The sequence below is a fragment of the Actinoallomurus sp. NPDC052308 genome (assembly GCF_040679195.1).
GTDB classification, from domain to species: Bacteria; Actinomycetota; Actinomycetes; order Streptosporangiales; family Streptosporangiaceae; genus Actinoallomurus; species Actinoallomurus liliacearum.
The window spans coordinates 321728-328340 of record NZ_JBFAUM010000006.1 but is presented as its reverse complement, the minus strand read 5'-3'; the positions used below and the strand labels follow the sequence as shown (position 1 = coordinate 328340).

Annotated in this window: 8 protein-coding genes and 1 pseudogene; 7 read left to right on the top strand and 2 right to left on the bottom strand. The window is 69.1% G+C overall.

The window, feature by feature from the left end; genetic code table 11:
- From AB0L00_RS20480 to AB0L00_RS20470, 3 genes and pseudogenes are all read left to right on the top strand, one after another.
- Positions 1 to 85 (top strand): annotated as a pseudogene (locus AB0L00_RS20480) (IS5/IS1182 family transposase); the annotation flags it as partial.
- Between the two features lie 244 nt (positions 86 to 329).
- Positions 330 to 1175, top strand: coding sequence for a helix-turn-helix transcriptional regulator (locus AB0L00_RS20475; RefSeq protein WP_364436239.1), 846 nt, complete (start codon positions 330 to 332; stop codon positions 1173 to 1175).
- Complete coding sequence (locus AB0L00_RS20470) at positions 1172 to 1279, top strand: DUF397 domain-containing protein (RefSeq protein WP_364436237.1); 108 nt, start codon at positions 1172 to 1174, stop codon at positions 1277 to 1279. The genes AB0L00_RS20475 and AB0L00_RS20470 overlap by 4 nt, the downstream gene beginning before the upstream one ends.
- Positions 1280 to 1529: 250 nt before the next feature.
- On the opposite strand, the gene AB0L00_RS20465 is transcribed toward AB0L00_RS20470, so the two are convergent.
- On the bottom strand, positions 1530 to 1982 hold the full coding sequence (locus AB0L00_RS20465) for a DUF1801 domain-containing protein (protein ID WP_364436234.1): 453 nt from the start codon (positions 1980 to 1982) through the stop codon (positions 1530 to 1532).
- A 248-nt stretch (positions 1983 to 2230) separates the two neighbouring features.
- On the opposite strand from AB0L00_RS20465, the gene AB0L00_RS20460 reads away from it, so the two are divergent.
- The 4 genes from AB0L00_RS20460 to AB0L00_RS20445 all read left to right on the top strand — a co-directional run bounded on the left by AB0L00_RS20460 (position 2231) and on the right by AB0L00_RS20445 (position 5826).
- Positions 2231 to 3196 (top strand): LLM class flavin-dependent oxidoreductase, encoded by a 966-nt coding sequence (locus AB0L00_RS20460; RefSeq protein WP_364436231.1) that lies wholly within the window; start codon positions 2231 to 2233, stop codon positions 3194 to 3196.
- Positions 3193 to 3837, top strand: a complete 645-nt coding sequence (locus AB0L00_RS20455) for a maleylpyruvate isomerase family mycothiol-dependent enzyme (RefSeq protein ID WP_364436228.1) — start codon at positions 3193 to 3195, stop codon at positions 3835 to 3837. Before AB0L00_RS20460 ends, AB0L00_RS20455 begins: the two co-directional genes overlap by 4 nt.
- A gap of 5 nt (positions 3838 to 3842) precedes the next feature.
- Entirely contained in the window at positions 3843 to 4412 is a 570-nt protein-coding gene (locus AB0L00_RS20450; protein ID WP_364436225.1) for a TetR/AcrR family transcriptional regulator, read from the top strand.
- A gap of 223 nt (positions 4413 to 4635) precedes the next feature.
- Entirely contained in the window at positions 4636 to 5826 is a 1191-nt protein-coding gene (locus AB0L00_RS20445) for an ATP-binding protein (RefSeq protein WP_364436222.1), read from the top strand.
- 195 nt (positions 5827 to 6021) lie between these two features.
- On the opposite strand, the gene AB0L00_RS20440 is transcribed toward AB0L00_RS20445, so the two are convergent.
- Positions 6022 to 6606 (bottom strand): cysteine hydrolase family protein, encoded by a 585-nt coding sequence (locus AB0L00_RS20440; RefSeq protein ID WP_364436219.1) that lies wholly within the window; start codon positions 6604 to 6606, stop codon positions 6022 to 6024.
- Between the last annotated feature and the right edge of the window lie 7 nt (positions 6607 to 6613).

The window sequence follows — 6613 nt, the reverse complement described above, 5'->3', positions numbered from 1 at the left end:
TCGCTACGAACGCAAAGCCGACCACTTCCTGGCGTTCGTCGGCATCGCTGCCGCCCTCATCTGCTACCGCCGACTCGCCAAATAAAACGACGTCTAAACGCGGTTGCCCCGCGGAGACGATGAGGCGGGCGTACCACCCTTCACCTCGCAGCCGCTCGGCGAGCGCTTCGAGGTAGCGGCTCGGATCGCCGAGTGGAAGATCCGCTCGGGCGTGCTTGCCCGAGCCATGACATTCGGTCATTTGCCCCGCTCCGTAGTTGAGTCGTGACACTATGTGTTCGCTCGCACGCTAGACCAAGAAGTGTGATCTCACAAGCGAAGGGACCACAATGAGTGCATCACTCGTCCTCCGGCGTCGTCTCGCCGGTGAACTGCGAGCCCTCCGCCTGCAGGCCGGCCTCTCTCAGGAGCAGGTCGCGGAGTACCTGGACGCCTCCGCCTACAAGATCGTCCGAATTGAGAATGCGCAGAGCTCGATTGGCATGAGCGACCTGCGCCAGCTCCTGACGCTGTACAAGGTCGGCGCCGAGACCCGCGACCGCCTCATCGACCTCGGCCGCAACGCCCGCAAACGCGGCGGCTGGTGGTCCTCCTACCGCGACGTCCTCCCCGGCCCGTACGTCCAGCTCGAAGCCGAAGCAACGCTCGTACGGAACTACCAGGCCAGCATCATGCCCGGCCTACTCCAGACGCCGGACTACATACGCGCGATGGTGCGTACGTCGAGTTGGGAGGTCACAGAAGAGGAGTTGGAGCGGCGAGTCGACGCACGACTCAAGCGGCAAGAACGGTTGTACGGTGATGACCCGCTTGAGCTCCATGCGCTCATCGACGAGGCCGCCCTACGGCGGTTGGGCGGGGATCCGCAGACGATGAGAGGCCAGCTGAATCGCCTGATCGAGGCGGCAGAGTTGCCGAACGTGAGCCTGCGGGTGCTTCCGTTCCAGGCAGGCCTCTATCCGGCGGTCGGCAATCCGTTTGTGATCCTCAGCTTCGCCAGTTCCATGGATCCCGATGTCGCGCTCTGCGAGAACCGCGCCGGTGAGCGGTACTTCCACGATGCCGACGAGATCGCCGGCTTCCATGCGGACTTCCGGCAGATGACCAAGGTCTCCCTCGATAAGACGGCATCGGTTACTCTCATCAGAGAGGCGATCAAGGAGATGACCGCGTGAAGACGGACGCAGCATCAACAGATTGGCGCAAAAGCAGCAGGTCAGACAGCGTCGGCAACCAATGCGTCGAAGTCACCGCCCTGGACTCCATCCACACCTTGTAATTCCAGATTGGAGTCGATGGCCTATTAGCTTCTGATGGAGAACGCGGACTTGTATCTAATAGCTGCGGACGCGTAGACGACGACAGAAAAGTGCGTCGAAGTAGCCGTCTTCGAGGGCGAGCGTTCGGCCTGACGCGTTCTCCTGATTCGGAGAGCCTGCCTCTTGGCCTGGAGACCAGGTCGAGAGGCGGGCTCTTCGGCATTCCGGGTACGCATGGGAGGGTGGCCACTGCGAGGGTCGAGGGGGGTTTCAGCTCACCGCCTGCTTCACGAGGGCGGCGATGCGCTCCTCCACCTCGGGGGTCAGCTCGGTCAGGGCGAACGCGACCGCCCACATCGAGCCCTCGTCCAGCTTGGCCAGGTCGCTGAAGCCCAGCGTGGCGTAGCGCGTCTTGAACTTCTCCGCGGGCTGGAAGTGGCAGACGACCTTGCCGTCCAGCGCGTACGCCGGCATGCCGTACCAGAGCTTCGGCGCCAGAGCCGGGGCGTTGGCCGTGATGACGGCGTGGACACGCTCGGCCATGGCCCGGTCCGACTCCTGCATCTCGGCGATCTTCGCGAGCACGTCCTGTAGCGCCTCCGCCGCCTTGTCCGCCTTCGAACCGCGCCGCGCCGCCTTCTTCATCTCCTGGGCGTGGTCCTTCATCGCGGCCCGCTCCTCGGCCGTGAACCCCTCGTACGCGCTGCCGGCGGTGTTGCTCATGGTTGGTTTCTCCTTGCGGATCGATTGCTGTTCGGGGTCTTGAGAGATGGTCTTGCGTCCATCCGGTGGACGCCATGACGATGAGACTAGAAGCGGTGCCGGAAGTCGCGCTTCTCGATTCCTGACCCATCTGGGCGCCTGGGGTGCCACACCCGGGATGCGGTTCGGGGCCAGGCCCACCCCGTCGAGCCGGGTGGTTACATACATGCAGTCTGTACGTACAGGCCGCATGTATGTATGGTGGCGGCATGATCGACATCGGCGTACTGCTCCCCACCCGCGAGGCCGCGATCGGCGGCGACTGGGACGTGTCGCGACTGATCGACTTCGCCCGCCGGGCGGAGGGCCTGGGCTTCGACTCCGTCTGGGCCGGTGACTCGCTGACCGCCCGGCCCCGCGTCGAGCCGCTCACCCTTCTGTCGGCCGTCGCCGCCACGACGACCACCGTGGGCGTCGGCACGGCCGCGCTGACCGGCGCGCTCCGGCAGCCGTTGCTCGCCACCCACGCGATCACGACCCTCGACCTCGTCAGCGAGGGTCGGCTGACGCTCGGCCTCGGCGCGGGCTTCCCGTACCCGCAGACCGCGGCGGAGTTCGCCGCGGCCGGCGTGCCGTTCACCGAGCGGCTCGGCCGTCTGCTGGAGACCGTGCGGCTGTGGCGGTCGCTGTGGAGCGCGGACCGGCCGGACTCCTTCGACGGCCGCTACTGGCGGTTCGAGGGGCTGGCCGGTCTGCCGGCGGCGGCGCGACCGGGCGGCCCGCCGCTCTGGCTGGCCGGTGCCGGGCCGAAGGCGGTCGACCGGGTCGGGCGGCTCTTCGACGGCTGGCTGCCCTACCTCCCCGATCCGCTGGAGTACGGCAGACAACGGGCGGAGATCGACGCGATCGCCGCCGAGGCCGGGCGCGAGCCCGCGGCGGTCACGCCCGCGCTGTACGTGACCGTGCTCCCGCAGGACGACCCGGAACGGGCGCGCGCGGAGCTGGACGCCTACGTCCGGGCGTACTACGGCTCCTCGCTGGACGACATGGCCACGCTTCAGGCTTTCGTCGCGGGCACGCCGGACCAGTGCGCCGAGCGCCTGGCGGCGTACGCCGACGCGGGCGCGCGGCACTTCGTCATCCGCGTCGGCGCCCTGGACGCGTCGCCCCACCTGGAGACCGTCGCCCGGATCGCGGAGGCCGTACGGGCCAAGGCGCGGGTCGGCGTCCGATGAGGCGGGCGGAGGTCGTGGCGGGGCTGGCCGGGGAGTACGCGAGGTTCGCCGCGCTGATCGACGGGCTGTCGCCGGAGGAGTGGCGTACGGCGACCCGATGCACCGGCTGGGAGGTCCGCGACGTCGCCGGGCACGTCACGGCGAACGCCGTGGACACCGTCGACGGCGTGGTCGGCACGCGTACGCCCGACGAGCAGGCACGGGCGTTCCGGGACGTCGCACCGGCGGACCTCGCCGCCCGGTTGCGCGCGGCCGCCGGACGCCTGATCCCGTTCCTGGAGTCACTCGACGACGCCGCCTGGGACCGGCCGGCTCCGAAGGTCGGGCGGTCCATCGGCAACGGTGTTCACACGCTCTGGTACGACGCGTTCGTGCACGGCGACGACATCCGGGCGGCGCTCGGGCGGCCCGGTGACCGCGGATCCGGCCTGCTCGCGAGCGTCCGGTGGCTCCGCGACGAGCTCGACCGGCTGGGCCGGGGCCCGTTCCGGCTGGTCCTCGATGGGGCCGGTGAGTACGCGATCGGCGCCGATGGCCCCGTGCTGCGCGGCGACCCCCTGCGGTTCGTGCTGGTCGCGACCGGGCGGGCGGATCCGGCGGAGTTCGGGACGGACGCGACCATCAACGTGCACCTACGATGACCGCTATGAGTCTCAAGGTGGAACAGGGCGAGGCGACACGGGCGGCGCTCGTCGACGCGGCCATCGCCCTGTTCACCGACAAGGGTTTCGCCGAGACGTCGACGACGGAGATCGTGCGGCGGGCCGGCGTGACGCGCGGTGCGCTCTACCATCACTTCGCCGACAAGGAGAAGCTGTTCCGCGCGGCCCACGAGGCGATCGAGAAGGACATCTTCCAGCGTGCCCGTACGGTCTCCGAGACGGCGGAGGGCGGGGCGGTCGAGCGACTGAAGGCGGGCGCCGACGGGTTCCTCGACTCCTGCCTCGAGCCCGCCGTCCGGCGCATCCTCCTGATCGAGGGACCGCTCGTACTCGGGTGGCAGCGCTCCCTCGACTTCGACAATCCGTACTGCGCGCGGCGACTGCTGCGGGCCTCGGTCGCGGAGCTGCGGCCGGACGAGGCCCCGGAACCGCTCGCTCACCTGCTGTTCGGCGCGCTCTGGCAGGCGGGTCTCGTCGTCGCGGCGGCGCCGGAGAGGCGCGTGGAGATGGCCGACGCACTCCACCACATGATCGATAATTTGTTCGACGGGTAGCGAGCGTTCCGCTGACGGGCCCGCCCCGGGTGCGCTACCGTGACCAGAACTTCGAACAATAGTTCGACGTCCGGTATGCGCACGTTTTGAGGAGGCGGGGCCGGTGGCGATCCTCACCGCTCCGGGTGCGACACGGTGCCGGCCGCGCCGTCGCGCGACACGCCGTAGCACTTTCTACGGAAATCTACGGCCGCAGCTATATCCGCTCATAGAGTCCGAGAGCGTGGACCCCGTGCGCAATCCCTACGCCCCCGGCGCGGGGCAGCGACCTCCAGAGCTCACCGGCCGTGACCGCGAGCTGCGGCAGTTCGAGGTCGTGCTCGAACGTGTCGCGCACGGCCGCCCCGAGCGCAGCATGATCCTGACCGGCCTGCGCGGCGTGGGCAAGACCGTGCTGCTCAACACGTTCCGGTCGATGGCGATCCAGCGGCTGTGGGGGACCGGCAAGATCGAGGCGCGTCCCGACCAGTCGATCCGCCGTCCCGTGGCCTCCGCCCTGCACATGGCCGTACGCGAGCTGGCCCCCCGGCATCGCGCGCCCGACCGCATCGAGGGTTTCCTCGGCGTGCTCAAGGCGTTCGCGCAGGCCGAGACCGAGCCGGCGAAGGGCAAGACCGTGCCGCGCCGGTGGAACCCCGGCATCGACGTGCCCGCCGCGCGCGGCCGGGCCGACTCCGGCGACCTGGAGATCGACCTGACCGAGCTGTTCGTCGACGCAGCCTCGGTCGCCACCGACCTCGGCGTGGGCATCGCGCTGTTCGTCGACGAGATGCAGGACATCCCGGCCGACGACGTGTCGGCGCTGTGCGCGGCCTGCCACGAGCTGTCCCAGAGCGGTGGACCGCTGATCGTGGTCGGTGCCGGGCTGCCGCACCTGCCCGCGGTGCTGTCGGCCAGCAAGTCCTACTCCGAGCGCCTCTTCCGGTACGCCCGCATCGACCGGCTCGACCGGTCCGCCGCCGACCTGGCGCTGCTCGCCCCGGCCGAGCGGGAGGGCGTGACCTTCACCCCCGACGCCCTCGACGCGCTCTACCAGGCCGCCGACGGCTATCCCTACTTCGTCCAGGCGTACGGCAAGGTCGCCTGGGACATCGCGCCGGCGACTCCGATCAGCGCGGATGACATCAAGGTCGCGGCGCCGGAGGCGGAGGGGGAGCTGGCGGTCGGCTTCTTCGGCAGCCGGTACGAGCGCGCGACCCCGGCCGAGCGCGACTACATGCGGGCCATGGCGTCGCTGGGCGACGACCCGGTGCCGACCTCCACGGTCGCCGAGGAGCTGGGCCGCAAGCCGTCCAGCCTCTCGCCGGCCCGCGACGGCCTCATCAAGAAGGGGCTGATCTACAGCGCGGAGCGCGGTCTGGTCGCCTTCACGGTGCCGCACTTCGGGCACTTCCTCCGGTCCCAGCCGGTCTGAGTCCCGCCGCCACAGCCGCTCTGACGTCGTATATCGGTCTCTTGCGAATGCGCTAGAGAGGCATAGGCGACCCGATCGAGCGAGCGTCGAGCGAAATCTACGCCTCTCTAGTCGCGACGTTAGAGAGAGCTAGAGAACGGTCGAGAGTCGAGTCGAGTTCTCTATAGCGCTTTCTAGTGAACGTGGAAGAGTCCGCTATATGCCTGCAGAGGCCCCGAGGAGGTCGGCGGTGCGCACCACCCGCGCGAACCGGCCGTGGTGCAGGCTGGCGGACGTCGCCCGGGTGAGCTCCTCCGCGGTCACCGTCTCCCCGTCCGGCCCGACGGCGTCGAAGGTGTGCATGGCGTCGATCGGGTAGAGCACGTCGTATCCGAGGTTGCCGCCCATCCGGGCGGTGGTCTCGTTGCACATGTTCGTCTGGATGCCGATGATCACGATCTGGTCGATGCCGCGCTCGCGCAGCCAGCCGTCGAGGTCGGGCTTGCCGTAGAACGCCGAGTTCACGTTCTTGGTCACGAAGAGCTGAGGTTCGGCGCCCTCGAACGCCGCGACGACGACGTCCTTGAGCGCGTTCCCCGGCGACTCCGGTGCCAACGGCGATCCCTCCGGGCTGTCGTGCCGGACCAGCACGATCGGCCGGCCCGCCGCCCGCCAGGCCCGGATGAGGGCCACGATGTTGTCCTCGGCGGCCGGGTTGTCGCGCCGGCCGAAGTACGGGTCCTCGAAACCCTTCTGGACGTCGATCACGATGAGTGCCGCCTTCTCGCTGAGTTCTGCCATGTCGGGA